A 25206-nucleotide genomic window follows, 5' to 3' on the forward strand; every position below is an offset into this window, starting at 1 on the left:
CCCTGATTCGTCGGGAGCATCAGGTCACGCACCGAGATGGGCGCGTGACCCATGAGGTGCGGTTTGCCGTGAGCAGCACGCTGCTCACAGCAAGGGAAGCCGAGGACATCTGGCGACAACACTGGAGTATCGAGAATCGGAGCCACCATCGGCGTGACACGATCTTCCATGAAGATCGTCACCGACTGCGCCAAGGAGCGCAAGGATTGGCTGTCCTGCACGGCATACTGTTGACCCTTTTGCACGCGCGAACACGACACCTCACCGATCTGGTCAGACGCCTACGGCATGATCCTCTGGCCGCGCTGAACGTCTTGGGAATTGGATCTGGTTGAGATAAAAGCCTGTCTTCGGACGGCATCGGTGCCTGCCGAGTCACGGTAAAGCGTAGACTGGCCCCGGTTTCCCCACATCCGCGCTCCATCCTTCCCCGCTCCCAGAGTGTGCCAATGATCAGATCCGAGACAACGTTGCTCGCGCGCTACCACCAACTGGTGCAGGTGCTGGCCTCGCTGGCCCGCAGCAGCCACGGGGTAGACGCGGTGGTGCAGGCGGTCCATCAGCAGGCTGGAACGCTTTTTTCTGCCCACAGTACCCTGCTGGCGCTGCGGCAACCCGGCGGCGACTGGCTGTGGGAGGTGTACGAGGATCAGCGGCGCTACTCCCAGCGGCTGCCGTTTTACCCCGAGGGCATCCTGGAGAACGTGTTGCACGGCGAGGCGCTGTCGATCCCCGATATCGACGCCTATCTGCTGGAATATCCAGTGCGCTTCCGGCGGGTGATGGACAACGGCAAGGTGATGTTGAACGTCCAGGCGGAAGAGGAGCTGGCCGGGCCGCCTACCGTCTCGATGCTGTTCGTGCCGCTGGAGGTCCGGGGCGAGCGGACCGGGGTGCTGTCCATCCAGAGTTACGAGGCCCACGCCTTCGACGACACCGATCTGGAATTTCTGCAACTGCTGGCCCAGCACGTCTCGATTGCCCTGGAAAACGCCGCCCTGCGCGAGGAACTCGAACACCTCACCCGCACCGACATGCTGACCGGTCTGCCCAACCGTCGGGCCTTCTACCACGACGTACCCCTGGCCCTGGACATCGCCCGGCAGGAGGGTAAGGAACTGCATCTGGTGATGCTCGACGTTCATGAATTCAAGCGGATCAACGACAGTTTCGGACACCAGACGGGCGACGAGGTGCTGTCCATCCTGGCGCAGGTGCTGGGGCGGACCTTCGTCTCACCGGACACCGCCTTCCGTCTGAGTGGGGATGAATTTGCCCTGCTGATCTGGGGCACGGCCCGGCGACTGGACGAACTGACCACGCGCCTGACCCACGGCCTGCGGACCGCTGCCTGGCCGGGCACGCTTGGCCCCATCGTTCTCCAGGGCGGCGTGGCCCAGCCGCTCCCCGGCGCGGGCCTTGAGGAATGGCTGTCGCTGGCCGACGCCCGGATGTACCACGCCAAACGGCAGCGGACCGTGGAAAACGTGGCGTACGGGGGTCTGGATTTTGGAGACGGCCTGGGCTGAGGGCCAGGAAACCTGACCGACCCGTGGCCTCTGGCCGGTGCGGCGCTGCCCTGAATCTTTATCCAGCCCCTTCGGCAGTCCGCTGTCATGACCATCCAGCTACGCTGCGGGCATGGATCATCTGGAGACTGGCCTGCTGCTCGGTGTCGCCGCCGCGCTGCTGACGGGGGCTGGGTTTTCTCTGGGCAGACGAACCGCGCCGGATCGGACTGTCCGTGCGCCACCTTCGGCCACCTCCAATCCGCCGATAGACGCGCTGCCCGGCCACCTGGCTGTCGAGACCCGGACCCCGTTTTTCAGTCTCGGCGAGGGTGCTTTCTTCAGAACCCTGGAACGCGCACTGCCCCCCGGTTACCGCGCCTTTCCCAACGTGCGGCTCTACGATCTGTTCCTGATCGTCGCCGCACTGCCCCCCCAGCAGGCCGCCCTCGCCAGTCTGCGCGACGAACACATCGACTTTCTGATCGTGGTATTGGATGGACACCATCCCGTGGCGGCTATCGAACTGACTGGCAAAACGGTCCACCACGCCGAACAGCGCCGCAGGGACGAGGCCAAGGATCTGGCCTTTCGCAGCGCTGGACTGCTGTTGCTACGCCTGCGGGCAGAGGAAGACCACACCCAGACCAGCCTGGAAGCGCTGCTGTGGCAACATCTGCGTCCCGCCCAGCGTGATTGGGCCGAACAGTCGGTAGGTTGAGGCCGCCGTCGCTCCTGCTATTGACGATGAGCTGACAGTCACCCTCCCCCCACCCCCCCTTTGGACTGGTCCGCTGTGAGAACCGTGAAAGGCGCGCTGCACGATGCTTGGCACATGCTTCCCGCCGAACACCACGCCAACCGTGGTCATGGCCCGACGCCGGGAAGGGACGTGCGCATGCTGGCGGCCCAATCGGTGCTGGACCTGACCCGTCAAGTCTTCTCTGCCAGCACCATAGACCAGGGCGTGATCCCCACGCTGGAGTACCTCATCACCCACACCGCCGCCGTGGGAGCGGCCTATATCCAGGTCACCTGCGCCCAGGAGCGGAGTTACCGTGTGCGCGCAACCGCAGGTGAGACGTCCCAGACCTCCCGCGTGAAAGACCTCGTCTGTCAGGGCCTGCCCCTCCAGACTCCGCTGATGCTGGCGCTGGAGTACAGCTCCGGCTGCCTGTTCTTCGACGATATCGTCACGCTCTGCGACACCCTCACTGTCGGCTTCACGACTGTGGGCGTCGCCAGTCTGGCTGCCGCGCCCGTGCGGGCCAGGGACGGCGAGCTGCTGGGCGCCTTTCTGATGTACACCTTCACGCCGCACGTCTGGCAGATGGAGGAAGCCGCCATCTTCAGCCTCGTTTCCGGAACCATCGCCGGGCTGGCAGGCCGCCTGGCCGCCGACGAGCAGGCCAGCGACGCGCGGGAGGCGGCGCTGCGGGCCATGGGGCTGGCGCTGGAGGTGCGTGACGGCGAGACCAAGGGCCACACGGACCGCGTGACCGAACTGGCGATACGGATGGCGCGGGCGCTGTACTGGTCGCCGTCTCAGACGCGGGCGCTGCGCTGGGGGGCGTACTTGCACGACATCGGCAAGATCGCCATTCCCGATGCGGTGCTGCTCAAGCCCGGCCCGCTGGACGCCCGGGAGTGGACCGTGATGCGCTCACATGTGCCCGAGGGCGTGCGTTTTGCCACCGCGCTGGGCTTTCTGCCAGCCACTGCACTGGAGATGATCAGCGATCACCACGAGCGCTGGGACGGCCAGGGCTACCCGGCGGGCAAGGCGGGCAACGAGATCAGTCTGGCGGGTCGCCTGTTCGCGCTGTGCGACGTGTACGACGCCCTGACCAGCCAGCGCCCCTACAAGGCAGCGTGGACGGCAGAGGCGGCGCTGGCCGAGATCGAGAGTCAGGCGGGGCAGCATTTCGATCCAGAACTGACGCGCCTGTTCATCCAGGTGATGACCGGGGACCAGGACCACGCCCATTGATCCTGGTTGCAGAGACGGGCGAATTCCTGATGCGGGACGCTCAGGCGGCCAGGATGAGAGAATGTGACGCAGGGTCAGACCCTGACCGTCTCTGCCTGCCCGCTGCCGTCCGGCCCGCACCCTTAACTCTGGAGTCCGTCCATGCCCAGATTCGAGACAACCCCACTCGTCCGCTATCACCAGTTGGTGCAGGTGCTGGCGTCCCTGGCCCGCAGCAGCCATGAGGTAGAGGCGGTGGTGCAGGCGGTGCATCAACAGGCTGGCACGCTGTTCCTGGGCCACATCACCCTGCTCGCCCTGCGGCAACCCGGCGGCGACTGGCGCTGGGAACTGTACAGGGAAGAAAAACGCTACACCCACCGTCTGCCCTTCTACCCCAGGGGTCTTATCGAGAGCGTGCTGCACAGTGGCCCACTCTCCGTTCCCGATCTCCCCGCCTATCTGGACGAACACCCGGTCCGCATCCGGCGGGTGGTGGACGACAGGGTGGTTCTGGAACGCGGTGAGGACGATGCGCCGGACCGCCTGGCCCTGTCCATGCTGTTCGTGCCGCTGGAGGTCCGGGGCGAGCGGACCGGGGTGCTGTCCATCCAGAGTTACGAGACCCACGCCTTCGACGACACCGATCTGGAATTTCTGCAACTGCTGGCCCAGCACGTCTCGATTGCCCTGGAAAACGCTGCCCTGCGCGAGGAACTCGAACAGCTCACCCGTACCGACATGCTGACCGGTCTGCCCAACCGCCGGGCCTTCTACTATGATGTGCCTCTCGCTCTGGACACCGCCCGGCAGGAAGGTAGGGAACTGCATCTGGTGATGCTCGACGTTCATGAATTCAAGCGGATCAACGACAGTTTCGGACACCAGACGGGCGACGAGGTGCTTGCGAGGGTGGGGCAGGCCCTCCGGCAGACCTTCCCCGCCCCGGACGCCGCCTTCCGTCTGGGTGGGGATGAATTTGCCCTGCTGGTCTGGGAGCCGGAAGCGCGTCTGGAGGCACTGGCCCTGCGCCTGACCCATGCCCTGCGCGCTGCCGAGTGGCCCCCCGGCCCCGGCCCGATCTGCTTGCAGGGCGGCGTGGCGAAGCCGCCACCGGACGGCAATATCGATGACTGGCTGTCACTGGCCGACGCCCGGATGTACCACGCCAAGCGGCGGCGCATCGTGGGCAATCAGGTGGACTGGGGGATGGATTTTGGGGATGTCGGCCACATCCGGCCCCCAAGTTCCGGGACGGACTCTGATTGAAAGGCATTGCCGACACCTGGAAATCCGAACGGGATTCGCGGAGTTGCGACGCAGAAAAAGAGGGTTCTCGTGGGGAAAGGAATGGCTGTGCGAGACCCAGCAGGGCGGATCGGTGGTCACCGAACTGGCTGACGTGATCGCCTTCTGGGAAGCCCATGCCCACATCAAGACGCTGCTGGACCACCTGCATCCCCAGCCCTGACCGCCGCTGATTCCGTAGCGGTGGGCCTGAAGCTGCCGGAAGCCGAGATGCAAAGCGCCCTGAACCCGGCAGAATTCATCGCCCGGCGCACCACTCGCTTTATAGCCGCCCGCACACACCATGAAGGAGAGAACTTGACCGTCCATTGAAACTCCTCGACACCCATGCCGCCGTCAACGACACTGGAAGCATGACCAGAACACAGGTACAAGCGCAAAACATCGTCGTCACCGGAGCGGCGCGCGGCATCGGACGGGCCATCGCGACGCTGTACGCCGAACGCGGCGCAAAGGTCCTCAGCGTGGACCTGAGCCTGCCGCCCACCCTGAAGGGCCAGGGGCGTGTCAGGGCTGATGTCAGCAGCGCCGCCGGACGGGAGCGCATCGTGCGGGCGGCGCGGGAACTGGGGAGCGTGGACGTGCTGGTCCACAACGCCGCCTATCAGGACGCCCACGGCAGCGTACTGGAGGTCAGTGAGCGCGGCTGGGCCAGAACGCTGAGCGTGAACCTGACGGCCCCGCTGCTGCTGACCCGCGCCCTGATCGATCTGATGCCGCCGGGCGGCGCGGTGGTGAACGTGGCCTCGGTGCAGGGCCTGTTTGCCGAACAGGACAATGCGGCGTACACCGCCAGCAAGGGCGGACTGGTCAACCTGACCCGCGCGATGGCGCTGGATCTGGCACCACGCGGCCTGCGGGTCAACGCGGTGGCCCCCGGCGCGATCAGTACCGAGGGGCTGCTGGCGGGCATCGAGCAGAGTGACGATCCGCCCGCCACCCGCCGCGACTACGAGGACCTGCACGCCCTGCGCCGCCTGGGCACACCGCAGGAAGTGGCGCAGGTGGTCTATTTTCTGGGCAGCCCGGAGGCCAGTTTCATGACCGGGGCCATCGTGCCGGTGGACGGCGGCATGACCGCCAGCTTCATGATGGCCGGGCGGCCTGTTTAGCGTCTCTATCTGGAGGATGACATCGAAGCAGGAGGGGTGCTGCTTTTCAATCTCGGCCTGGACAGCAGCCCGCAACGATTTTCAACTTCACAGGAGCGGACCCTGTTCCTCCGCCCCACAGCGCAAGCAGCCCGCAGGCGGTGTCCGCATCAATTAGCCCGGTGACAAGTCGGTCTCGCTTTCGATGGACGCCCGGAAGGTGAGGGGACGATCCCAAATTGCAGCACTAAGAGCATATTCGGAAAGTGGAGCGTCTGTTTTGATTAAGGTGCGCTGGGAGGGCGTCTGCGGTTCACCCCCTCCCCAACCCTCCCCCATAAAGAGGGAGGAAGCAGAAACACTGTCTGAGTCACATTAAATCTGATCCTCACCTTCGACTTCCCGAATAGGCTCTAACAAGGCTGGGCCTCTCCTATCTCCCCTTCTCGGCCCCGGATTTGCGGATGGCGTCCAGCAATTTGCCCACCGACTGCGCCACGTTTCCGGCCTCACGGCGCACGTCGGGGTCACGGGAGAAGCGGGTCAGGCGTTCGGAAGCGTCCCGCACGGCGCGCAGCAAAGACTCGGTGGGGACGCTGGTGCGCCTCTTTCCAAAGTCAGATGGTTCAGACGGCATTTTGGGATCGGTCATGCGTTCACCTCTGCCGCAGTCAACCACAACGCGCGGTAGGGGTCCAGGGTCACGGTGGGCCGGGTCAGATGAAAGGCGCTGCGGCTCAGGGCGTCGTGGGCGTCCTCGCCCAGGTGACCGCGCAACACGTAGGCAGGCAGCACCACGCGCTCCTCGCTGAAGTTGTAGACCTCCAGCAATACGCCCAGCGGATGATCCCGGCGCAGCATCAGCACACGCGGATCGGGGCTGGAAACCACGCGGCTTTCAATGGAAGCGTGCAGATAGGGCAGGGTCTTGCGAACGGCGATGCGCCAGCGCAACCCGGCGTTGACCTGCCCGGCGGGAGTGTCGGGGTGGTCCTGAACCTCCTGTGCCAGCGCCCAGTCCATGCGCGGGCGGTGGACCCAGCGGTTGTCGGCGGCGTGTTCGGGGGTGTCGGCGTAATGGTTATCGTTGGTCAGGGCCAGTTCGTCCCCCATGTACAGCAGCGGCACCCCACCGAAGCCCAGAATGACCGTGTGCAGCAGCAGCAGGCGCTGAACGGCCAGTCTGGTCAGGGCCTCGTTCCCGCCCTCCAGCGCCGTTTCCAGCCCGGCCAGACTGGCTGCCGAGCCGCTGATGCGGCGGTCCCCGGTGGCCGGATTGAACTGAAAGACCAGCCCACGCGCAAAGCTGCCAGGAAACTCGCCGCTGTAGAAGTCGCTCAGGAAATGGCGGTGGCCCGGACCACTGATGCCCACGCGCGCCGCGTCGGTGTCGCTGATGGCCCAGCCGATGTCGTCGTGGCAGCGCACATACATGCCCCAGGTGGTGTTGGTCGGCTTGGGCGGAAAGGCGCGCAGGGCTTCTTCCATCAGGCGGGTGTCGCGGCTGGCGAGACTGCTCCAGAGTTGGACCATCAGGCTGTTGTGGTACGCCATGTCGCTGACCCTGCCGTGGTGCGTGCCCGTTCCCAGGTAATGGATCAGATCGCCCGGTCCTACGATGGCCTCGGCCTTGAAGGCCACCGCCGGGGCCACGATGCGCGCCGCCGCACGCAGGGCGCGAGTCAGGTGATGCACTTCCGGCTGGTTCTGGCTGTCGGTGCCCAGCCGTTTCCACATGAAGGCGATGGCGTCCAGCCGGAAGACCTCCACCCCCCGGTTCGCCAGATTCAGGATGATGTCCACAAATTCGGCCAGCACGTCGGGATTGCCCCAGTTCAGGTCCCACTGGTAGGTGTTGAAGGTGGTCCAGACCCAGCCGCCCGTGCCGCCCTCGCCCGCGTGCCCCTCTCCCAATTCAGGGTCCCAGGTAAAGTTGCCAGGGGCAAAGTCGGGGAACACTTCGGGCAGCGTGGTCTCGTAAGCGTCCGGCAGGCCCCGGTCCGCGAACAGGTGGAAGTAGTCGCGGTACTGGTCCTCGCCCGCCCGCGCCTTCTGTGCCCACTCGTGTTCGCGGGCCACATGGTTCAGGACCAGATCCAGCACCAGGCTGATGCCCCGGCCCCGCAGGTCACGGGCCAGCGCGCTCAGATCGTCCATCGTACCCAGGTCAGGCCGCACCGAGCGGTAGTCGGCCACCGCGTAGCCGCCGTCGTTCTGGCCCTCGCGCGGGCGCAGCAGCGGCATCAGGTGCAGGTAGGTGACGCCCAGCGCGTCCAGATAATCCACATGTTCCTGCACCCCGCGCAGGGTTCCAGCGAAGCGGTCCGCGTAGGCCACGTACCCCACCATGCGCGGCGACTGCAACCAGTCCGGCGACAGCAGCCGGGCCTCGTCCAGCCGCCTCAGATCGGCGGGGCGGGTGTGGTAGGCGTGAAGCATGATCTCCAGCAGGCGTTCCATCAGACCGTCGGCGCGTTCCAGATACACGGCGCGCAGGCTGTCCAGCAGTTCGGGGCCGTAGCGCTCCAGCCGCAGAAAAAAGGTCTCGGCGTCCCGGTCATCGTCAAACGCCAGCCGCAGCCGCTGGGCCTGTTCTGAGGTCAATAGCGAGGAGTGCATCATTGCCTGTCAGCATACGGTCTGTTTGGAAGTGTTTCCAATACCGGGGGCTAAAAGTCTGACGGCATGGAAAAAGGCGGCAGATGCTCTCCGCCGCCTCCGGTTCAGACCGTGTTTACTTCATCGCTTCTTCGCGGGTGACGTTCAGGTACACCGCCACGTCGTCCATGCTTTCCACCTGAGTCAGCGGCAGGTAATGGTGCTTGCCGTCGCTGCTGTCACTTTTGGTCAGCTTGATCTTGTCGCCGTCCAGGTGGTCCAGGGTGCCGACGTGTTCACCGTTCTTGTCCATGACCTGAAGGTGTTCGCCGCCCTTGTCCAGCCGCTCCTTGAGGTCCTTGGCAATGCGTTCGGTGATCTGGCCTGCGTCCATCTTGTCATTCTGTGTCATGCCCCCAGGCTAGGCCCGGCAGATGACCCCCAGATTGGCAGAGGCGTTAGACAACGTTGAGAGATGATGGATTGCGTAAGCCCACTGGCAGAGGCTGCCGCGCCCCTCCCCTACTCTGCGGCCATGTTGTTGGACGCACCCGATACGAGCCATACCCAGGCCCTGACCCCCGACTTCTTCGCGGGCGATCCGGTGAAGGTGGCCCGCGAACTGATCGGCGCGGTGCTGGTGCATGTGCTGCCAGATGGCGCGGTGATAGCTGCCTGCATCGTGGAAACCGAGGGCTACGACTGCCCACGCGATCCCAGTTGCCATGTGATTGCCCGGCTGCCTGGCGCGGCGGCGGCGATGGGCGGTGAGCCGGGCCGCGTCTACTTTCATTACGCCTACAAGCAGGCCCTGCTGAACGTCACCTGCCGTCCCGTGGGCGTTCAGGCGTCCATCCTCATCCGCGCCGTTCAGCCGATGCTGGGCGAGGAACGAATGCGCGAACTCCGCCCCGTCAAACGCCCGATTGATCTGAGCAATGGCCCCGCCAAACTGGTCACGGCACTGGGCCTGACCGAAGAGTTGAAGGGTCAGCCGATTAACGGCCCCGCCTTCTACATCGTGCCGGGTGAGGCAGTGCCGGATTCAGAGGTGGAAATTACAGCCCGCGTCGGGTTGCGGCAGGGGGCGGCGTTGCCGTGGCGGTTTTTGATCCGGGACAATCCGTGGGTATCGCCAGGGAAGCCGAGTGCGGCCACGACGGAGACGGGCCTTAATCAGCCGTGAGCGCAGCCACGCCCTGAATGGCGGTCAGCCGCCCCGACTCCACCTCTGCACGCAGATTCTGGAGCTTTCGCACGTCCAAGCCAGCACGGAACATCCGCCACGCCGCCTCACGCAACAGTTCGTCAAACCACTGGGCGGTCTGGGTGCGGCGTCTGACTTCCAGATTGACTTCCTGCACGTATTCCAGAACCACGTTCCAGACTTCCGGCACGCCCTCGCCCGTCAGCGCGGAGGCCCGCAGGGCGCGGGGCCGCCAGGGAGCGTCGTGCGGGGTCAGCAGCCGCAGGGCGGCGCGGAGTTCGGTCTGGGCGCGAATCGCCGCCCTGGAATCACTGTCCGCCTTGTTGACCACACATAGATCGGCCAGTTCCATGATGCCGCGCTTGATGCCCTGCAACTCATCCCCGGCGTTGGGCAGCGTGAGCAGCACGAACAGATCGGTCATGGCGGCCACCTGCGTCTCGCTCTGGCCCACGCCCACGGTTTCCACCAGCACCACGTCGTAGCCCGCCGCCTCGCATAGGGTGATGGCCTCGCGGGTGCGCCGGGCCACGCCACCCAGGTTGCCCCCCGCAGGACTGGGGCGGATGTAGGCGTTCGGATGAACAGTCAGCCGGGGCATGCGCGTCTTGTCGCCCATGATGCTGCCGCCCGTGCGGGCGCTGCTGGGGTCCACGGCCAGCACGGCGACTTTGTGACCCGCATCGGCCAGATGGATGCCCAGCGCCTCAATAAAAGTGGACTTGCCCACCCCTGGCACGCCCGTCAAGCCCACCCGGATGGATTGCCCGGCATTGAGCGCGACTTCCGAAAGCAAAGCCTGTGCTTCTGCCTCGTGATCGGCGCGGGTGGATTCGCTGAGGGTAATGGCGCGGGCCAGCGCGCGGCGGCTGCCGGAAAGGAGGGGGGCGGCGAGGGGATGGGCGGGCATGGAGGGCATCATAGAGAAAGCCCCACCACGCGGGCAGGGCTTTTGAGAGAACAGGAGAGTTACGCGCCCGCAGGTTGTGGATTCATGACCGAGAACACCGCGCCCGCCGGGTCAGCCAGCACCGCCATGCGTCCAAAGGGCATATCAAACGGGGCCACCAGAATCTTGCCGCCGTGTTGCTCTGCTGTCTGCGCTGCCGTATCTACACTCTCGGCGTAAAAGTAGACCATCCAGCCGCCCGCATTCACGGCGTCCCAGTTCTCGGCATGGCCCGACACGCCCGCGAAGCCCGTCTCGCCGTGCATCAGTTGGTGGTAGTCCGCGCCGGGGAGCTGCTGAGAAGTGGCGTTCAGGAGCTGATTGTAAAAGGCCACGGCGGGGGCCGAATCGCGGGCGTTGACCTCGGCCCACACCAGACGGCCCGGCCCGCTGTGGGCAGCAAAACCGCCATGTTGGTCGTCCTGCCACAGTCCGAAAGCAGCTCCCCTGGGATCTGCGAAGATTGCCATATGACCCTGATCTCCGATCTGCATCGGCCCGGCCAGCACCTGCCCACCCAGTTGCTGCACGCGCCCGAGATCGGCGGCAAGATCGTCGCTGGCAAAGTAGATGGTCCAGCCGCTCCGCTCCGCTGGCACTGAAGACGGAGGCATCGGGCTGATTCCAGCAGCCTGCTTGCCATCCACATGCGCGTTGGCGTGACCGCCAAACTCCTCCGAAATCTGGTACTCCCAGCCAAACAACGCCGTGTAGAACTGGCGGCTCTGCTGCGGGTTGGGTGAATCCAGATCTACCCAGATCGGTTCTCCGGCAGCAATGGGCGAAGGCGTGACGGGCGTGAACGTCTGCGGCTGTGACATGGATTGTGCCTCCTGTTGAGCTGGGCTTCAACAGCAGTTTAGGCCACAATACTCATTATGTCAAACACGTAATCAGATATTCGTATTCCGTTCCCGTAACAGCCGCAGAACTTCCCGCGCACTGGTCAGGATCGGCGTGCCGGGGCCAAAGATGCCCGACACCCCTGCCGCCCGCAGCGCCGCGTAATCCTGCTGAGGAATCACGCCGCCCGCGATCACCAGAATGTCGCCCGCTTCCTGGTCCTTCAACGCGGCGATCAGTTGCGGAATCAGCGTCTTGTGGCCCGCCGCCTGAGAGCTGACGCCGATCACATGCACGTCGTTTTCCACCGCCTGCCGCGCAGCCTCGTCCGGGGTCTGGAACAGCGGTCCCACGTCCACGTCAAAGCCCAGATCAGCGAAACCAGTGGCAATGACCTTCGCGCCCCGGTCATGGCCGTCCTGGCCCATCTTGACCACCAGCATGCGCGGGCGGCGGCCCTCGGCCTCGGCAAAGGCTTCAATGTCGCCCTGCAACGCGGCAAAGCCCTCGTCCCCGGCGTAGCCCTGCGCGTAAACGCCGCTCAGGGTGCGAACCTCGGCACTGTGGCGGCCCCAGACCCGCTCCAGCGCGTCGCTGACCTCGCCCACCGTGCAGCGGGCGCGCATCGCTTCCACCGACAGGGCCAACAGGTTGCCGGTGTCGGTGCGGGCGGCATTTTCCAGCGCGTCCAGACACGCTTTGACCGCTTCCGGGTCACGTTCGGCCTTGACCCGGTTCAGCCGGGCAATCTGAGATTCGCGCACGGCGTCGTTGTCAATTTCCAGCAGGTCCACGGGCGTCTGCTCCTGGAGGCGGTACTTGTTGACGCCCACGATCACGTCCTCGCCCCGGTCAATGCGGGCCTGTTTGCGGGCCGCGCTTTCTTCAATTCTCAGCTTGGGAATCCCAGCTTCAATGGCCTTGGCCATGCCGCCCAGTTCCTCCACCTCGCGCATCAGCTCGCGCGCCTTCTCGGCCAGATCAAAAGTCAGGCGTTCCATCAGATAGCTGCCGCCCCAGGGGTCCACCACGTCGGGGATGCCGGTTTCTTCCTGAATCAGCAACTGAGTGTTGCGGGCAATCCGCGCCGAGAATTCGGTGGGCAGGCCAATCGCCTCGTCGAAGGCGTTGGTGTGCAGGCTCTGGGTGCCGCCGAACACCGCCGCCATCGCCTCCACCGCCGTCCGCACGACGTTGTTGTACGGGTCCTGCTCGGTCAGGGACCAGCCGGAGGTCTGACAGTGGGTTCGCAGGGCGCGGCTCATGGGGTTTTTGGGGTCAAAGCCCGCCATGATCTCGTCCCACAGCAGGCGGGCGGCGCGGAGTTTGGCGACTTCGGTGTAGAAGTTCATGCCGATGGCGAAGAAGAAGCTGAGGCGCGGGGCGAAGGCGTCCACATCCAGCCCCTTTTTCAGCGCGGCCCGCACGTATTCCAGACCGTCCGCCAGGGTGTAGGCCAGTTCCAGTGCGGCGTTTGCCCCGGCCTCCTGCAAGTGATAGCCGCTGATGGAGATGGAATTAAAGCGCGGCATCTTCTCAGCGGTGTAGGCGATGATGTCGGCCACGATCCGCATGGACGGTTCCGGCGGATAGATGTAGGTGTTGCGGACCATGAACTCTTTGAGAATGTCATTCTGGATGGTCCCTGAGAGCTGGTCCAGACTGGCCCCGCCCTCCTGCCCGGCGACGATGTACCCGGCCAGAATGGGCAGCACCGCGCCGTTCATGGTCATGGACACCGACATCTGGTCCAGCGGAATGCCGTCGAACAGCAGTTTCATATCTTCAACACTGTCGATGGCGACTCCGGCCTTGCCAACGTCGCCCACCACGCGCGGGTGATCGGAGTCGTAGCCCCGGTGCGTGGCGAGGTCAAAGGCCACCGACAGGCCCTTCTGCCCGGCTTTCAGGTTGCGGCGGTAAAAAGCGTTGCTAGCCTCGGCAGTGGAAAAGCCCGCGTACTGCCGGATGGTCCAGGTGCGGGCGGCGTACATGGTGGCGCGGGGGCCGCGCGTGTAGGGAGAAAGTCCGGGCAGGGTGTCGGCCCCACCGTCTTCGGGGAGATCGGCGCGGGTGTAGAGCGCCTTGAGGGTCAATCCTTCAGGGGTGAGGCGGTTCAGGGTCTCGGGTTCCGCACCTTTCAGGTCCTTGCGGGCCAGCGCCTTCCAGGCGTCCAGCGTGGGGAGATTTTGCTCGCTCATGGGGTTGGCCTCCGTGTGGGGCCATGATGCCACGCAGCGGCCTAACGGGCGTTAGGAGAAGCCCTCAATTTTTCTGGGCCACCGCCCCCGCCAGCGCTTCCTCGATGCCACGCCCACGCCAGCCCGTTTCCAGAAACTGCACCTCTCCCCCATCCCACAGCAGGTGCGCGCCGATCACGGCTCCCCCGGCAATGGCCAGGGCCGCCGCATTCAGGCTGCCCAGCGGGGCCTGCGGGCAAAGTCGGGCAGCGGCGACGCGCAGGGCAGGAGCCAGGGGCAGGGGCGGGCGGGTGACACGGACACGGGCAGGCAGACTCACCCCCACAGGGTACACAGCCCCCTGAAGAGGGTGGGGAGATGTGAAATTTTTCGCTGTCCGGCAGGTCACTTTGAATAGAATGCCCCCGATGACCGCCGGACTGGAGCTGATCTCAAGGGGCACGCGCCACTGATGCGCGCTCTGGCCTGGCTGTTGACCGTGGTTCTGATTGCCTTCGTGCTGGGGCTGGCAGCACTGACGCTGGGGGCTTTCGCGTCGCTGGGGTCCGCTGCGCCGCTGTGGCTGCGCTCGGTGGGAAGCCTGGAACACGCCATCAGCGGGCAACTCGGCCTGGGCAGCCTGACCAATTTTGCGCGTGCCCTGGGACTGGCCGTGCTGACCAGCGCGCTGGCGGGTCTGGCGGCCTACATCAAACCGAGGGCTTGATGGAGGAAGGGTGATGGTTGATGGACGGAGCGAAAGCGCAGGGCGAAGGGCTTTTTTCGCGTTCCGCATCCCACGCCCATCTTTTGCCACACCCTACAGCCCACCCCCCAACTCCTAATTCAGCGCCCGGCTGAAGCTGTGCGAGGCACGCAGTTTCATGTCCTCCAGAGCGTTCCAGTCGGGGGTGACGCGGCGGATCGCCTCCTCCACCAGAATGGCCGGGACCGGGGGCAGCGGGTGGCTGGGCGCGCCCGCATCGGCGCAGAAGCCCTGGACCTTGGGATCGTAGGCAATACCGGAAAACGGTGTTCCAGCAGCGGCGGCCAGAATCAGGGCGTGTAGCCGGACGCCGATCACGTAGCCGCTGCGCGCGATGGTGTCCAGGGCCGTCTGCGGATCACGGGTGCTGACCACATGGTTGGCCCCCAGCGCGTGGGCCGCTGCGTCATCGTGGTCCGGCATGAAGCTCAGGGCTGTGACGTGCCGCCCGGCGCGGCGGAGCTGCACGGTGACCTGTTGCAGGGGTTCCAGCGCCTCGGTCACGTCGCCGCGCGGGGCGACGATCACGCTTTGCAGGTCACGCGGCAGCTCCGGCGTGGGCGACAGCAGCAGGGCTGGATCGCCGCCCAGCTCGCCTTTCAGGCCCAGGCCCTCCAGGGTTTCCAGACTGGCCCCATCCCGCACGATGATCCGCAGGCCCGCCAGCGCGGCGGCCACCCTGCGCCCGCCTTCCGGCGACAGCGGGCCGACGCTCTGGTTAAAGATCACCACGCGCTTGCCCATCATTCGGGCCAGACGGATCACGCCCAGGTAATAGCTGAGGGTGCGGGCGCTCGTTCGGTCCTGAAGCAGGCCGCCTCCCCCGCTGAGCAGCACGCTGGAGCGGGCCACCGCCGAGAGCAGCGGCAGGGGTTTCATGCGCGCCGCCGCCTCGCTGCCGTAAGTCTGGGCCGACTCCTGCGGGGTATTGGAGAGCAGCAGGGGGGTCATGCCGCGCTTCCTGATCTCGCGGGTGATCGCCAGCGCAATCGCCTCGTCGCCCGTGTTGCCGAAGCCGTAATAGCCGCTGACCGCCACGCGGCGGCTCACGCCTGACCTCTGGAACCAGCGGTAATGCGGGGCGCACCGTAGGTCTTCCACAGGCCCATCGCGTACCTCAGCGCCCAGATCGCCACGCCGCCCAGCAGCAGGCCCAGCCCCAGACCGATGAACACGCGGGCCGCGCTGATCAGAAACGGCGTGTGGAAGTGCGAGAAGGTGTTCAGGATGCTGGACTGCCCCACCACCCCGGCCAGGATCAACAGCCCGCTGAAGTAGCCCGGCAAGGTGCCGCTGAGGCCCAGCAGTGCCAGCGGGTGCGCAGCAATTTCCTTGAAACGCGGGCGGATGATCGAGTCCTGCACCTCGCGCCGCAGAGACGCCTCGAAGGTGCTGGCCGAGCCACCCGTGGCGTTGCCGCGCCGCTCGTACACCAGCGACAGCAGCACGAAACCCAGCGCCATCACGGCCACGTCGCCCAGCCGGATCGGGGCGGCGTAGATATCCGCCGCCGTCTTGCGGATGTCCTGGCGCGGCAGGAAGCTCAGGGCCACCAGCGTCAGCGGCAGCAGCAGCGTCAGGCCCACGCCCCGGAAAGGTTCGAGGCCCAGCGTGCTTTCCCGGCTGGCCCCCAGCGCCGAAACGAACAGGATGCCCACCAGACTCAGGCCCGTCGCCAGGAACCAGTCGGTGACCTTTGAACGCCGCAGCACCAGCCCCAGCGCCGGGAAGGCCACGGCGGCCACCAGCGCGGCACTCTCGAAGGGATGCAGGGTGTTCAGGCCGAAGGCCAGCAGCACCACGACGCCCACCGCGACCACGCCCAGCCGCGTCAGCGGGAAGCTCAGGCCCAGCAGCAGCAGCGCGGCCAGCGGCCCGATCATGCTCAGCGCCTTCAGGATCGGGCTGGGCGCAAAGGTGCCCACCTGCGGCAGGTCCAGCTTCACGCCGGAACGCTTCAGCAATTCCTGGGTGCGGCCCAGCATGTCCTCGGTTTCGTTGATGGTGGGGTAGGGACGCAGGTACAGCAGCCGCATGCCGCGCTCACGGGCGGCCAGGTTGTACTTGCTGGCCACGTCCAGCGGTTCCAGCCTGTTCTGGTAACTGGGGGCCAGCGCGAACAGCCGCACCCCGCCATGTGTGGGCACCAGTTCGTCCAGCCCGTCCTGAATGTTGCCCTCGATGATGGCCGGAAGACGTTTGCCCAGCGCCTTGTCCACCTGCGCCAGCAATTCGGGGGTACGCGCCCCGATCACCTCGTCGCCGGTAAATGCGATAAACGGCACGTCTGGCCAGTCCGCGCCCACCTTGGCCGTCGGCACCGCAGCGTCCTGATAGGGGCGGTACACCACGACCAGACCCTGCTTTTTAAAGTCGTTGACCGCCGCCGTATCCGGCCCAGCGGGCAGGAAGCGCGGGTCAGAAGGCCACTCGACCCAGGTTCGGCCCGCGATCTGCACGTCACGGGTGGGGATGGTGTAGCGGCCCCGCAGTTCCTCGGCGATGGCCGGGGTGGAGGCGCGCATATACACCGCGTTGGTCTTGATCCCCTGCCCCGGAAAGTCCGCCGCCAGATCGGAGCCGTTTTTCAGGTACACCTCGCCGCGCTGTTCCAGGCTGGCAATGGTGTCCTCGTACAGCGCCACGCCGTTGACACCCAGCGCCTTGTACTTGTCCAGCAACGCCTGCGGCTCCAGGCCATAGCGGCGGGCCTGGATCACCAGCGCCGGGTAGTCCATCACCATGGCCGCCGTCTTCTGCGCCTGCTCGTACTGCACGCGCTGGAAGGCCAGCAGCAGCGCCGGAATCAGCGACAGCGCGATCAGCCCCAGCAACAGCGGTGTCCAGGGATGACGGGTGGCGGGCGGCAGCGAGGCGGGCGACATGGGGTGGGGCAGTGGGGCGCGGGTCGGGTCGGTCACGTTTACATCCTAGCGGCGAGACGGGGCGAGAGAGATGAAGCGGGCAAAAATCGGGGCATCCTAACGCCTGCGCCGGTGGGGCACGTCAGCCGAAGGGTGGAGGGGAACGCCACGCGCTACACTCCACTGTCACGCCCAGGCAGGCGCGAGGGAAGGCCCCGGAATCCATCCGGCCAGCCGAGAGGAGAACACAAACATGAAGGCACACATGATCACCTACGGGTGTCAGATGAACGAGTACGACTCGCACCTGGTCCAGTCGCAACTGGTCAGTTTCGGCGCGGATCTGGTGGACAGCATCGACGAGGCCGATTTCGTGCTGGTCAACACCTGCGCGGTGCGCGGCAAGCCAGTGGACAAGGTCCGCAGCCTGCTGGGCCAACTCCGCAAGGTCAAATCTCAGCGCCCCCTGGTGGTGGGCATGATGGGCTGCCTCGCCCAGCTTGAGGAAGGCCAGCAGATGGCCCGCAAGTTCGAGGTGGACGTGCTGCTGGGGCCGGGCAGTCTGCTGGACATCGGCACAGCGCTGGAGAGCAACGGGCGCTTCTGGGGCCTGCAATTCAAGGACGAGCTGCACGAACACATTCCGCCCTCCCCGCAGGGCAAGTTGCAGGCGCACCTGACCATCATGCGCGGCTGCGACCACCACTGCACCTACTGCATCGTGCCCACCACGCGCGGCCCCCAGGTCAGCCGCTCGCCCGACGACATCCTGCGCGAGCTGGACCTGCAACTGGCGGCAGGCGTGCAGGAAGTCACGCTGCTGGGCCAGAACGTGAACGCTTACGGCGTGGACGGCGGCGCGAGGCTGGCGGGCTATCCATCCTTTGCCGATCTGCTGCGAATGGTAGGCCGCAGTGGCGTGAAGCGCATCAAGTTCACCACCAGCCACCCCATGAACTTCACCGAGGACGTGGCCGCCGCGATGGCCGAGACGCCCGCCGTCTGCGATTTCGTGCATCTGCCGGTGCAGAGCGGAAGCAGCCGCGTGCTGCGCCGCATGGCCCGCGAATACAGCCGCGAGACGTACCTGGGCCACATCGCCGCCATCAAGAAGCATCTACCCAACGTGGTGCTGGCCACCGATATCATCGTGGGCTTTCCCGGCGAGACCGAGGAAGACTTTCAGGAAACCCTGAGCCTGTACGACGAGGTGGGCTACGACAGCGCCTACATGTTCATCTACTCGCCGCGCCCCGGCACGCCCAGCTACAAGCACTTCGAGGACCTGCCGCGCGAGCTGAAGACCGAACGCCTGCAACGGTTGATCGTGAAGCAGAAGGAATGGAGCAAGCTCCGCAACGCCACGAAAGTCGGCACGGTGCAGGAAGTGCTGCTGCGCGGCGACGCCCACAGCGAGGGCTTTTTAGAGGGCCACACGCGCGGCAACCATCCCACCGTGGTGCCCAAGGCATTCGGCGCAGAGGGCGCAGGCGTGTATCCGGTGCTGATCGGCCACAGCACCCCGCACATGCTGTATGGCCAGATCGTTGACGCAGACGGCCAGCCATTGCCGGAAATCCCCAGGCTGGAAGCCCAGGCAGCGGCACTGATCAGTCCGTTACAGATGGCGTAAAGACCACGACAACACAGGCCCTCTCTGCATGGAGAGGGCTTTTTATTCTTGCTTCAGCAGCAGGCAACAGCGGTGATCAGGGGGCTACTTGATGTCCACCTGAAACGCCGGGACCTTCACCTGAATGGTGCGGAAGCCGTCTGCGCCCATGCCGTCGGAGGCCAGCTTGACGTTGACGCTGGCCTGGGCTTCCAGCGTGCGGAGGCCAGTTTCCTGCGGGAATTCCACCACGGCCTGGATGCGCTCGCCAATGTTCCACGGCGCAGGCGGCAGGTACGAGGCCACGCACACCTGAAACTGCCCGTATTTCAGGTCCGGCTGACCGGTCTTGGCGGTGTCCAGCACGCTGAGACTGAAGGGCCGGGGGCAATCGTTCTTGAGCAGCAGATTATGCGGGCCGAGGTTGACCAGCGTGACCGTCAGCAGCCGCCCGTTGACACTGACGCCAGAGCTGATCTGGGTCTGGGGCACGGTGACGCGTGGGGCACAGGAGGTGGCGGCCAGCGCCAGACCCGCCAGCAGAAGACGCGGAGACAACAGGGGGGAAAGGCGAAACATGACGTCCAGGGTAACAGTCCGCTTCTGAGAAAGTGTACTGGGTGGCTGTTCCAGGCGCGTCATTCGGCAGGAAAGCGGACCGGGGAGCTGAGCCTCCTTCCTATTCACCCACCTCTGCGCCCACAAAAACAGGTCTGCAAAGCCGACGCGCATTGACCGCCCACACGCCGCAGAGGCGCAAATCGGCAGCCGCCGTTCTCGGTTGCAGGCTGGATTTCCGCCTCCTGGCACGGGTGCAGCGCCTTTCTACCTGACGCCTTCAGTGGATGCTGGCCCAGTTCACACTAAGCCGGATGACCTACGCTATGATGCGCGCGTTCAAACACTAGACAGGTGACAGGCCGGGCAACTTTCGAGCTGTTTTTTCCTTTTGACCCGCCCCATCCGTCAACCCACCTTTCAGGAGGCTCCATGAAGAAAACCGCGAAGAAGTTTGCCATCCTCAGCTCGTTGCTCCTCGTTTCCGCCGCGCTGGCCGCGTCGCCCACCGATACGCTGGTTATCCAGTCGTCCAGCGACGTGCCGACGATGGACCCCGGCGTGACCTACGACACCGCGTCCTCGGCCCTCGTGGACAACATGTACGAAACGCTGATCACCTATGACGGAGCCAGCCTGACCAAGCTGGTGCCGCTGCTGGCCACCAAATGGACCCCCAGCAACGGCGGCAAGACCTACACCTTCGATCTGCGCAAGGGCGTCAAGTTCCACAGCGGCGCGACCATGACCTGCGCCGACGCGGAATACAGCTTCGAGCGCAATCTGGTCACCAACAGCGGCGCGAGCGGCAACTGGTTCATCGCCGAGGCGCTGACCGGCACCCAGAGCAACGCAGCCGACGACAAGACCGTCACCTGGGCCAAGATCGACAAGTCCGTGCAGTGCAATGCCGCCGGGCAACTGGTCTTTACCCTGCCCGCCGTGGACCCCGCCTTCCTAGCCAAGCTGGCCTACACCGGTCAGGCCATCGTGGAAAAAGCCTACAGCACCAAGATCGGCGAATGGGACGGCACCGAGAAGACCTGGAAGGACTGGATCGGCAAGGATCTGACCGACAGCGAACTGAGCAAGAAGCCCAACGGCACCGGCCCTTACAAGCTGGTCCGCGCCGACGCCAACAACCACCTGTTCCAGGCCTTCGACGGCTACTGGGGCAAGAAGCCCAGCATCAAGAACGTGATTCAGCAGAAGGTGCCCGAACTGGCCGCCCGTCAGCAGGCGCTGCTGCGCGGCGACGCCGACATCATCGACGGTGGCGGGCGCAGCGTGGACGAGGCGCAGGTCAAGGGCAAGCCCGGCGTGACCTGGGTAGACGATCTGCCTAACACCACGGCCACGGCCATCTTCATGAACGAGAAGATTTCGGGCGCAAACAACGCGCTGCTGGGCAGCGGCAAGCTGGACGGCAAGGGCATTCCCTCCAACTTCTTCAGCGACGTGAACGTGCGCCGGGGCTTCTCCTACGCCTTTAACTACCAGGGCTACATCAAAGACGTGCAGAATGGTAAGGGCATGCAGCGCACCATGCTGATGCCCGATATCTTCCCCGGCTACGATTCCAAGGTCAAGACCTACACCTTCGACGCCGCCAAGGCCACCGACTACTTCAAGCGCGCCTGGGGCGGTCAGCTCTGGAAGAACGGCTTCGTGCTGACGGCCAACTACCGCGCCAGCGCCCCAGCTTCGCAGACCGCGATGGAAATTCTGAAGAAGAACATCGAGTCGATCAATCCCAAGTTCCGCGTGAACATCCAGGCCAAGCAGTGGTCCGAGATGCTGGCCGATTCCAAGAAGGGTCAGGAAGCCATGATCCTGATCGGCTGGGCACCCGACTACGCCGATGCGGACAACTTCATGTACACCTTCTATGCCAGCGACGGCTACTACAGCCCGCGCGCCAACTGGAAGGACGCCAGCGTGGACAAGTGGCTCAAGCAGGCCCGCAGCACCATCAACGCCGCCGAGCGTAACCGCCTGTACAGCCTGGTGGGCAACCGCGCCTACGAGCAGGCCCCGTACATCCTGGTGCCCGCGCCCGTGAACTACACCTTCTTCAGCAGCCGCGTCAGTGGCGCGCCGCTGACCAAGGCCGGATTCAACCCCATGACCTCGCTGTACTGGAAGGAACTGAGCAAGAAGTAAACCGTCCCTTCCGTGACCTGATATGTCTCAAGGGACAGGCGGGGCGACCACGAACGTGGGGTTGCCCCCCTCCCCTTTTTGCCTTTGCATAGCTTTTTTCCTCTGCACAGCTTTTTTCTTTTGCACAGTGCCGCCCCCGCCCACCGCACTATCCTGATCTTCCCCGATCTTCCTTTCCTGCACACCGAGGCCCAGATGCTTAATTTCACCATTCGGCGGCTGATTCAGATTCCACTGGTCATGATTGCCCTGTCCATCATCGTCATCGGCCTGACGCAACTGCTGACGCCCGAGCAGCGGGCCGCGCCGTACATCCGCAGCGAACAGCAGGCCGCCCGCCTGGAACAGATCATTACCGAGCGCGGGCTGCGCGATCCCTTCCCGGTGCAGTACGGGCGCTGGTTTTCCAACATCCTCAAGGGCGATCTGGGCTATTCCAAGGCCAGCAACAAAGACGTGCTGGCCACTATTCAGGAGCGGCTACCCAACACCATCGAACTGGCGCTGGTGACCGCCATTCCCATTCTGCTGCTGTCGGTGTGGCTGGGCACCCTAAGCGCGCTACACAAGGACAAATTGATCGACCAGATTCTGCGGGTGGTGGTGGTCTTCGGCTACAGCCTGCCCACCTTCGTGCTGGGCATCGTGCTGCTGGCGGTGTTTTACGCGTATCTGGGCTGGCTACCCGGCGCGGGGCAACTGGATATCCTCAACCAGTTTGCGGTGGGCGACCTGAAACGCTACACCGGCATGATGACCGTGGACGCCGCCCTGAACGGACGCTGGGACATTGCCTGGGACGCCTTGCAGCATATGATCCTGCCCGCCGTGACGCTGATGATCGTGCTGAGCGCCAATCTGGTCAAGGTGATGCGCAACAGCATGTTGGAAGTGCTGACCAGCGATTACGTCCGCACCGCCCGCGCCAAGGGGCTGTCGTCCAGGGTGGTGAACAGCAAGCACGCCCGCCGCAACGCGCTGCTGCCGATCATCACGCTGGGCGGCTTTCTGGTGATCAACCTGCTGGCCGGTTCGGTGATTACCGAGACCATCTTCGCCTATCCCGGCATCGGGCAGTGGTTCGTGCAGGCCGCGCTGCAACTGGATATCGCCGGGGTGCTGGGCTTCACGCTGCTCTCGGCGCTGCTGGTGGTGGTCATGAGTACCGTGGTGGATATCCTGTACGGCGTGATCGATCCCCGCGTGAGGTTCCACTGATGTTCCGTTCTCAAGCGGTCAGGAGGCCCTTATGACCACCACTTCCTCTGCCCCTATTGCCATCGAGAAACGCGGCGCGTTCCAGATGTTCTGGACCGGACCGGCCATGCGCAAGATGCGGCGCAACCCGCTGGCCATCGGCGGTCTGGTCATCACGCTGCTGTTCGCACTGCTGGCGCTGTTTGCGCCGCTGGTGGCCAAACCCACCGGCAACTGCCTGCGCGACCTGAACATGACCAGCGCCAATCAGGTGTACAACCCGCTGGGCGCACCATTCTGGAGCGCGGTCTTTGCCCCGCCCCCCAGTTGCTATAAAATCCAGCGCCTGAGCTTCGCGCAGGAACCCGCGCCGCCCAATTCGGTTCCCGGGGCCACCGCGCCCTTCGGCACCGTCAACGGCTACAACATCTTCTACGGTCTGGTCTGGGGCACACGCACCGCGCTGAAAATGGCCTTTATCATCGTGGGGATCACGCTGGTGGTGGGCGTGCTGATCGGGGCCATCAGCGGCTTTTACGGCGGCTGGATCGACAACCTGATCCAGCGTTTTATCGACGTGCTGTTCGCCATGCCGGGGCTGGTGCTGACGGTGGTGATCCTGACCATCCTGCGCGCCAAGAATCCAGGCGGCGATCCAACGTGGCCGATCATCCTGGCGTATTCGGTGGCGGGCTGGGCCGGGTACGCCCGCGTGATCCGGGGCGACGTCCTCAAGACCCGTCAACTGGAATATGTGGACGCCGCGCGTGGCCTGGGCGCACGCGACATGCGTATGATCCTCAAGCACATCATTCCCAACAGCGTGACCACCGTATTCACGATCTCGGTGCTGGATCTGGCCACCATTCCCCTGAGTGTCGCCGCCCTGAGCTTCCTGGGCCTGGGCTTCGAGCCAGGGTATTCCGAGTGGGGCCAACTGGTGGACTTTGCCCGCGCGTGGCTGAAGCCCGAGTACTGGTACGTGCTGGTCTTCCCCGCCGCCTTCATCATCCTGTTCAGCCTGGCCTTCAACCTGTTCGGCGACGGCCTGCGCGACGCGCTGGACCCCAAGACAAGGTAAGTCCGGTCATTAGGGCGCGGCGTGTGGGAGCCATTCCCACCGCCGCGCTCTTTTAATCTCGCTCTTTTAATCTGGCTCTTTGAATTTGACGGTGGCGTCTTGCGGAGTTCAGGGCCGAAGTAGACTGTCCCCATGACCGAACCCGCCTACCAGACCATGACGGAAGAGGAATATCTGCGCTGGGACGGCCCACGGGACGCCAAATGGGAGTTTGTGGACGGCTTTATCTATGCCCAGGCAGGAGCCAGCAAACCGCATGGCCTCATTGCCGGGAATATCCTCCGGGTTCTCCTGAATGCGGCTGACGACGGTCCCTGCTATGTCATTCCCAGTGACCTTAAAGTGCGCGTCTACCGCGATGGGCGTCCCCGCTACTACCTGCCGGACATCGTGGTGGTGTGCGAATCGAGCATGGTGGGCAACGTCGAGACCCAGCCCTGCCTGATCGTCGAAATCCTGAGCGCCAGCACCCGCGCGGTGGACGAGACCTTCAAGGCCAGCGACTATCAGCGGCTGGAGAGCTTGCAGGGCTATCTGCTGGTGGACAGCGAGCGGCAGGGGGTCATGTTCCACCGCCGCACCGCGCAGGGCTGGCAACTGGAAGCGGTGGACGAGTCGGTGCAGTTGCCGTGTCTGGATGTGTCGCTGAGTGTGGATGCGATTTACCGGAATGTGCCGCTGTAATGCTGCTGGCTCACAGCAACGCGAAGTAAACTACCCCCATGACCAGTTCGGCCCTCCAGAAAATCAGCGAGGCAGACTACCTCCGCACGGAGGAACACAGCCCGTTCAAGCGTGAGTACGTTGACGGCTTCGTCTACGCCCTGCACGGCGAGGACAGTCCAAACGCTCAGGCTGGCGCACTCAGCAGGCATGGGCTGATCGGCAAGAATCTGATTGCCGCCCTGCACCGTCCCGCGCTGCGCCAGGGGTGCAAAGTCTATGCCAGCGATATGCGAGTGCGAATCCAGGCCAGGGGCACGCGCTACTACTACCCCGATGTCGTGCTGACCTGCGAGGACATGGCCGACGATGCCAGATATTGCAGCAGTCCGTGTTTCATCGTCGAGGTGCTGAGCCAGAGTACGCAGGTGGTAGACCGGGGCCAGAAGCTCTCGGAATACACGGCTTTGCCCAGCCTTCAGGGGTATCTGATGGTGGACACCGCCACCTGCGCCGCCCGGCTGTACATCCGCGAGGGCGACGGCTGGAGCGAACAGTATGTCGAGGACGCTGGAACACTCCGGCTGCCCTGCGTGGACGTGGAAATAACGCTGGACGGGTTGTATGAGGGAACGAGCCTTTGACTCGG

25 protein-coding genes are annotated in these 25206 nt (G+C 64.8%); 14 read left to right on the forward strand and 11 right to left on the reverse strand.

Annotated elements, in window-relative coordinates:
- Positions 1–245: hypothetical protein (locus tag BOO71_RS28625; protein ID WP_254842982.1), on the reverse strand; the 245-nt coding region annotated here is incomplete at its 3' end.
- Between the two features lie 204 nt (positions 246–449).
- Here BOO71_RS28625 and BOO71_RS02655 point away from each other — a divergent pair.
- The 6 genes from BOO71_RS02655 to BOO71_RS02675 all read left to right on the forward strand — a co-directional run bounded on the left by BOO71_RS02655 (position 450) and on the right by BOO71_RS02675 (position 5897).
- A complete protein-coding gene (locus tag BOO71_RS02655; protein ID WP_075830439.1) occupies positions 450–1529 on the forward strand; it encodes a GGDEF domain-containing protein in 1080 nt (359 codons plus the stop codon).
- Positions 1530–1641: 112 nt separating this feature from the next.
- Positions 1642–2229 carry a DUF2726 domain-containing protein gene (locus tag BOO71_RS02660; RefSeq protein WP_075830440.1) on the forward strand — a complete coding sequence of 196 codons (588 nt, stop codon included), beginning with the start codon at positions 1642–1644 and terminating at the stop codon, positions 2227–2229.
- Positions 2230–2304: 75 nt separating this feature from the next.
- On the forward strand, positions 2305–3498 hold the full coding sequence (locus BOO71_RS02665) for an HD-GYP domain-containing protein (protein ID WP_139322700.1): 1194 nt from the start codon (positions 2305–2307) through the stop codon (positions 3496–3498).
- A gap of 141 nt (positions 3499–3639) precedes the next feature.
- Positions 3640–4746, forward strand: coding sequence for a GGDEF domain-containing protein (locus BOO71_RS02670; RefSeq protein WP_075830442.1), 1107 nt, complete (start codon positions 3640–3642; stop codon positions 4744–4746).
- 43 nt (positions 4747–4789) lie between these two features.
- Complete coding sequence (locus BOO71_RS27535) at positions 4790–4948, forward strand: hypothetical protein (protein ID WP_175607337.1); 159 nt, start codon at positions 4790–4792, stop codon at positions 4946–4948.
- A 190-nt stretch (positions 4949–5138) separates the two neighbouring features.
- Positions 5139–5897 (forward strand): SDR family NAD(P)-dependent oxidoreductase, encoded by a 759-nt coding sequence (locus BOO71_RS02675; RefSeq protein WP_075830531.1) that lies wholly within the window; start codon positions 5139–5141, stop codon positions 5895–5897.
- A gap of 412 nt (positions 5898–6309) precedes the next feature.
- Here BOO71_RS02675 and BOO71_RS02680 read toward each other — a convergent pair whose 3' ends face one another.
- The 3 genes from BOO71_RS02680 to BOO71_RS26215 form a co-directional block, all read right to left on the reverse strand.
- Positions 6310–6528 (reverse strand): hypothetical protein, encoded by a 219-nt coding sequence (locus BOO71_RS02680; protein WP_075830443.1) that lies wholly within the window; start codon positions 6526–6528, stop codon positions 6310–6312.
- On the reverse strand, positions 6525–8495 hold the full coding sequence (locus BOO71_RS02685) for an alpha-amylase family protein (protein WP_075830532.1): 1971 nt from the start codon (positions 8493–8495) through the stop codon (positions 6525–6527). Before BOO71_RS02685 ends, BOO71_RS02680 begins: the two co-directional genes overlap by 4 nt.
- Before the next feature lie 115 nt (positions 8496–8610).
- Positions 8611–8886, reverse strand: coding sequence for a DUF2171 domain-containing protein (locus BOO71_RS26215; protein WP_083652887.1), 276 nt, complete (start codon positions 8884–8886; stop codon positions 8611–8613).
- A gap of 123 nt (positions 8887–9009) precedes the next feature.
- Here BOO71_RS26215 and BOO71_RS02695 point away from each other — a divergent pair, with 123 nt between their 5' ends.
- The gene (locus BOO71_RS02695; protein ID WP_075830444.1) at positions 9010–9660 is read left to right on the forward strand and encodes a DNA-3-methyladenine glycosylase; all 651 of its coding nucleotides are present in this window, start codon (positions 9010–9012) and stop codon (positions 9658–9660) included.
- On the opposite strand, the gene meaB is transcribed toward BOO71_RS02695, so the two are convergent.
- The 4 genes from meaB to BOO71_RS02715 form a co-directional block, all read right to left on the reverse strand.
- Positions 9647–10591, reverse strand: a complete 945-nt coding sequence (gene meaB, locus BOO71_RS02700) for a methylmalonyl Co-A mutase-associated GTPase MeaB (RefSeq protein ID WP_075830445.1) — start codon at positions 10589–10591, stop codon at positions 9647–9649. The genes BOO71_RS02695 and meaB overlap by 14 nt on opposite strands.
- Positions 10592–10650: 59 nt before the next feature.
- Positions 10651–11451, reverse strand: coding sequence for a VOC family protein (locus BOO71_RS02705; RefSeq protein ID WP_075830446.1), 801 nt, complete (start codon positions 11449–11451; stop codon positions 10651–10653).
- A gap of 72 nt (positions 11452–11523) precedes the next feature.
- The gene (gene scpA / locus BOO71_RS02710) at positions 11524–13674 is read right to left on the reverse strand and encodes a methylmalonyl-CoA mutase (RefSeq protein WP_075830447.1); all 2151 of its coding nucleotides are present in this window, start codon (positions 13672–13674) and stop codon (positions 11524–11526) included.
- Between the two features lie 64 nt (positions 13675–13738).
- Positions 13739–13993, reverse strand: coding sequence for a hypothetical protein (locus BOO71_RS02715; protein WP_075830534.1), 255 nt, complete (start codon positions 13991–13993; stop codon positions 13739–13741).
- Between the two features lie 132 nt (positions 13994–14125).
- Here BOO71_RS02715 and BOO71_RS02720 point away from each other — a divergent pair, with 132 nt between their 5' ends.
- On the forward strand, positions 14126–14380 hold the full coding sequence (locus BOO71_RS02720) for a hypothetical protein (protein ID WP_075830448.1): 255 nt from the start codon (positions 14126–14128) through the stop codon (positions 14378–14380).
- A 114-nt stretch (positions 14381–14494) separates the two neighbouring features.
- Here the strand turns inward: BOO71_RS02720 and csaB are convergent, their stop codons facing one another.
- Complete coding sequence (gene csaB / locus BOO71_RS02725; RefSeq protein WP_075830449.1) at positions 14495–15469, reverse strand: polysaccharide pyruvyl transferase CsaB; 975 nt, start codon at positions 15467–15469, stop codon at positions 14495–14497.
- Entirely contained in the window at positions 15466–17304 is a 1839-nt protein-coding gene (locus BOO71_RS02730) for a DUF5693 family protein (protein WP_075830535.1), read from the reverse strand. The genes csaB and BOO71_RS02730 overlap by 4 nt, the downstream gene beginning before the upstream one ends.
- A gap of 232 nt (positions 17305–17536) precedes the next feature.
- Here BOO71_RS02730 and miaB point away from each other — a divergent pair, with 232 nt between their 5' ends.
- On the forward strand, positions 17537–18916 hold the full coding sequence (gene miaB / locus BOO71_RS02735) for a tRNA (N6-isopentenyl adenosine(37)-C2)-methylthiotransferase MiaB (protein WP_075830450.1): 1380 nt from the start codon (positions 17537–17539) through the stop codon (positions 18914–18916).
- Between the two features lie 84 nt (positions 18917–19000).
- Here miaB and BOO71_RS02740 read toward each other — a convergent pair whose 3' ends face one another.
- Positions 19001–19474: a hypothetical protein gene (locus BOO71_RS02740; protein ID WP_139322701.1), complete on the reverse strand. Its 474-nt coding sequence runs from the start codon at positions 19472–19474 to the stop codon at positions 19001–19003.
- Between the two features lie 411 nt (positions 19475–19885).
- On the opposite strand from BOO71_RS02740, the gene BOO71_RS02745 reads away from it, so the two are divergent.
- The 5 genes from BOO71_RS02745 to BOO71_RS02765 all read left to right on the forward strand — a co-directional run bounded on the left by BOO71_RS02745 (position 19886) and on the right by BOO71_RS02765 (position 25201).
- Positions 19886–21616, forward strand: a complete 1731-nt coding sequence (locus BOO71_RS02745; protein ID WP_075830452.1) for an ABC transporter substrate-binding protein — start codon at positions 19886–19888, stop codon at positions 21614–21616.
- 195 nt (positions 21617–21811) lie between these two features.
- On the forward strand, positions 21812–22834 hold the full coding sequence (locus BOO71_RS02750; RefSeq protein ID WP_075830536.1) for an ABC transporter permease: 1023 nt from the start codon (positions 21812–21814) through the stop codon (positions 22832–22834).
- Positions 22835–22865: 31 nt separating this feature from the next.
- Positions 22866–23894 carry an ABC transporter permease gene (locus BOO71_RS02755; protein WP_075830453.1) on the forward strand — a complete coding sequence of 343 codons (1029 nt, stop codon included), beginning with the start codon at positions 22866–22868 and terminating at the stop codon, positions 23892–23894.
- Between the two features lie 132 nt (positions 23895–24026).
- A complete protein-coding gene (locus tag BOO71_RS02760) occupies positions 24027–24578 on the forward strand; it encodes a Uma2 family endonuclease (RefSeq protein WP_075830454.1) in 552 nt (183 codons plus the stop codon).
- A gap of 38 nt (positions 24579–24616) precedes the next feature.
- Complete coding sequence (locus BOO71_RS02765; RefSeq protein ID WP_075830455.1) at positions 24617–25201, forward strand: Uma2 family endonuclease; 585 nt, start codon at positions 24617–24619, stop codon at positions 25199–25201.
- Positions 25202–25206 lie beyond the last annotated feature (5 nt).

This window comes from Deinococcus marmoris (genome assembly GCF_001949125.1).
Taxonomy (GTDB): domain Bacteria; phylum Deinococcota; class Deinococci; order Deinococcales; family Deinococcaceae; genus Deinococcus; species Deinococcus marmoris_A.

Bases quoted from the DNA above. Each gene is read 5' to 3' on its own strand.
- BOO71_RS02655 (WP_075830439.1), top strand. From the start codon at position 450: ATGATCAGATCCGAGACAACGTTGCTCGCGCGCTACCACCAACTGGTG.
- BOO71_RS02660 (WP_075830440.1), top strand. From the start codon at position 1,642: ATGGATCATCTGGAGACTGGCCTGCTGCTCGGTGTCGCCGCCGCGCTG.
- BOO71_RS02670 (WP_075830442.1), top strand. From the start codon at position 3,640: ATGCCCAGATTCGAGACAACCCCACTCGTCCGCTATCACCAGTTGGTG.
- BOO71_RS02675 (WP_075830531.1), top strand. From the start codon at position 5,139: ATGACCAGAACACAGGTACAAGCGCAAAACATCGTCGTCACCGGAGCG.
- BOO71_RS02680 (WP_075830443.1), bottom strand. From the start codon at position 6,528: ATGACCGATCCCAAAATGCCGTCTGAACCATCTGACTTTGGAAAGAGG.
- BOO71_RS02685 (WP_075830532.1), bottom strand. From the start codon at position 8,495: ATGCACTCCTCGCTATTGACCTCAGAACAGGCCCAGCGGCTGCGGCTG.
- BOO71_RS26215 (WP_083652887.1), bottom strand. From the start codon at position 8,886: ATGACACAGAATGACAAGATGGACGCAGGCCAGATCACCGAACGCATT.
- BOO71_RS02695 (WP_075830444.1), top strand. From the start codon at position 9,010: ATGTTGTTGGACGCACCCGATACGAGCCATACCCAGGCCCTGACCCCC.
- meaB (WP_075830445.1), bottom strand. From the start codon at position 10,591: ATGCCCGCCCATCCCCTCGCCGCCCCCCTCCTTTCCGGCAGCCGCCGC.
- BOO71_RS02705 (WP_075830446.1), bottom strand. From the start codon at position 11,451: ATGTCACAGCCGCAGACGTTCACGCCCGTCACGCCTTCGCCCATTGCT.
- scpA (WP_075830447.1), bottom strand. From the start codon at position 13,674: ATGAGCGAGCAAAATCTCCCCACGCTGGACGCCTGGAAGGCGCTGGCC.
- BOO71_RS02720 (WP_075830448.1), top strand. From the start codon at position 14,126: ATGCGCGCTCTGGCCTGGCTGTTGACCGTGGTTCTGATTGCCTTCGTG.
- BOO71_RS02730 (WP_075830535.1), bottom strand. From the start codon at position 17,304: ATGTCGCCCGCCTCGCTGCCGCCCGCCACCCGTCATCCCTGGACACCG.
- miaB (WP_075830450.1), top strand. From the start codon at position 17,537: ATGAAGGCACACATGATCACCTACGGGTGTCAGATGAACGAGTACGAC.
- BOO71_RS02740 (WP_139322701.1), bottom strand. From the start codon at position 19,474: ATGTTTCGCCTTTCCCCCCTGTTGTCTCCGCGTCTTCTGCTGGCGGGT.
- BOO71_RS02745 (WP_075830452.1), top strand. From the start codon at position 19,886: ATGAAGAAAACCGCGAAGAAGTTTGCCATCCTCAGCTCGTTGCTCCTC.
- BOO71_RS02750 (WP_075830536.1), top strand. From the start codon at position 21,812: ATGCTTAATTTCACCATTCGGCGGCTGATTCAGATTCCACTGGTCATG.
- BOO71_RS02755 (WP_075830453.1), top strand. From the start codon at position 22,866: ATGACCACCACTTCCTCTGCCCCTATTGCCATCGAGAAACGCGGCGCG.
- BOO71_RS02760 (WP_075830454.1), top strand. From the start codon at position 24,027: ATGACCGAACCCGCCTACCAGACCATGACGGAAGAGGAATATCTGCGC.
- BOO71_RS02765 (WP_075830455.1), top strand. From the start codon at position 24,617: ATGACCAGTTCGGCCCTCCAGAAAATCAGCGAGGCAGACTACCTCCGC.